We start from the raw sequence: 1,565 nt of genomic DNA on the forward strand, positions 1-1,565 counted from the left end.
GGACAGGGCGGCCGCCTCGATGATGGCGGTGGCCAGCGAGAGCGTCGCCTGGACGATCACCGGGCTCAGCGAGTTCGGCATGATCTGGGTGAGGACGATGCGGCGCTTGCGGATGCCCAGCGAGTGGGCGGCGAGCACGTAGTCCGAGCCGCCCTGGACCAGCATCGCGCCGCGCAGCAGGCGGGCGAAGACCCTGGAACGTTAGCCATGGGATCCGATGCCTGCACCGATCCACCATCTCGGTAGCGGCCGCTCCGGCGGCCAGGCAGGCCACCAGTGCGAGCAATCGCTGGTCGCCGAACGCCGGGTACACCTGCCAGTGCAGCAGGTACGCGAACAGCGAGCTGTCGGCCACCGCCACCGCCACCACGGCGACGACGGCGGGCACGCGCAGCGCGGGCAGCCAGATCAAGATCAGAATGCCCGCCATGACAAGGCGTTCCCGCTCGGTGACGCCGAAATATCCGGGCACACAAGCCAGCAGCACGGCGCTGACGATCAGCCGCTGCCAGACCGCCGTCGCCTTCGCTCCGGCCCAGCCGAGAACGAAGTACCAACAGGCCAGCGGTGACAACGCGATATCGCGTTCGGGATAGAGCCCGAACGAATGCCAGCGCAAGACCAGAGTGAGGCCGAGCAGGCCGAGGGCGAACCAGAACGGCGCCCGCCGCTCCCACCCGTCGATCCGGGGGACCCGGATCAGTAGCGCGCAGGCCACGGTGCAGTACACGAGCACTTCCAGGAACCACAGGTGTCCCGCCGTGTCATTGCGGGGACCGAGGATCTTGTTGAGCAGCAACACATTCTGCCAGCTGTAATAGCCGGGTTGCCAGACCATCGTGATCAGGACCCAGAGCGCGGTCGGCACCGCGATCATCGCCACGGCCCGCCCGGTGAGTCGCAGTCGCCGGGCGGGTTGGGCGGAACTCACCGCGAACCGGGCGAAGTTGTAGCCCGCCACGGCGAGCAGCACGTGCGCGGCGCCCCAGAGTTCGAACAGCTGGATGTGCGAGCCGAGAATCAGCACGATCCCGATCGCGCGCAGAGCCGTTGAGGAGTCGAGCGCCCGGCCGAAGCGGGCGCGGGTACGGGGAGCTCGCCCCAGGTCGGCGATCGAACGCTGTGGCCAGTCGGTGGGCAGGGTACCGAGCACCCGCTCGAGGCGTGCCGCCACGGTGACGTAACTCAGCGAACTGCCACCCAGGTCCGCGAAACTGTGTGCGGGCGAGATCGTCTCGATCGGCAGGCCGAGGGCGTCGGCGTAGATCGCGCCGACATCGTCGCCCGGGCTCGCCGGTGTGGTGGCGAGCGCGCGCACCGCCGGATAGTCGATTTTGCCGGTGGCCAGCCGGGGCAGCTCGTCGACGACGGTCACGCTGATCGCGGTGGCGGGCAGGCCCGACACCTGGGCGATCAGTCGCGCGGCCGCCACCCCGTGCGCTCGGCGCGAGGTCGCCGACGCCGCCGGGCGGGGGAGTATCGCCGCGATCACCCGGCTGCCGTCGTCGGTGCAGGCGGCGACGAAACCGGCTGTGGCCAGCTCCGATTCGACGCGGCCCAGATCC

The 1,565-nt window shown here is 69.8% G+C and carries 1 protein-coding gene and 1 pseudogene; both read right to left on the reverse strand.

Annotation, left to right across the window (positions count from 1 at the left end; all coding sequences use genetic code 11):
- The coding region (locus ACFWF3_RS35435) for an ABC transporter permease subunit (protein WP_379318494.1) at positions 1-165 on the reverse strand (165 nt) is incomplete at its 3' end.
- Between the two features lie 1,036 nt (positions 166-1,201).
- Positions 1,202-1,492: pseudogene (locus ACFWF3_RS35440) on the reverse strand (AMP-dependent synthetase); the annotation flags it as partial.
- Positions 1,493-1,565 lie beyond the last annotated feature (73 nt).

Origin of the sequence: Nocardia sp. NPDC060220 (assembly GCF_042727815.1) — a bacterium.
GTDB lineage: Bacteria > Actinomycetota > Actinomycetes > Mycobacteriales > Mycobacteriaceae > Nocardia.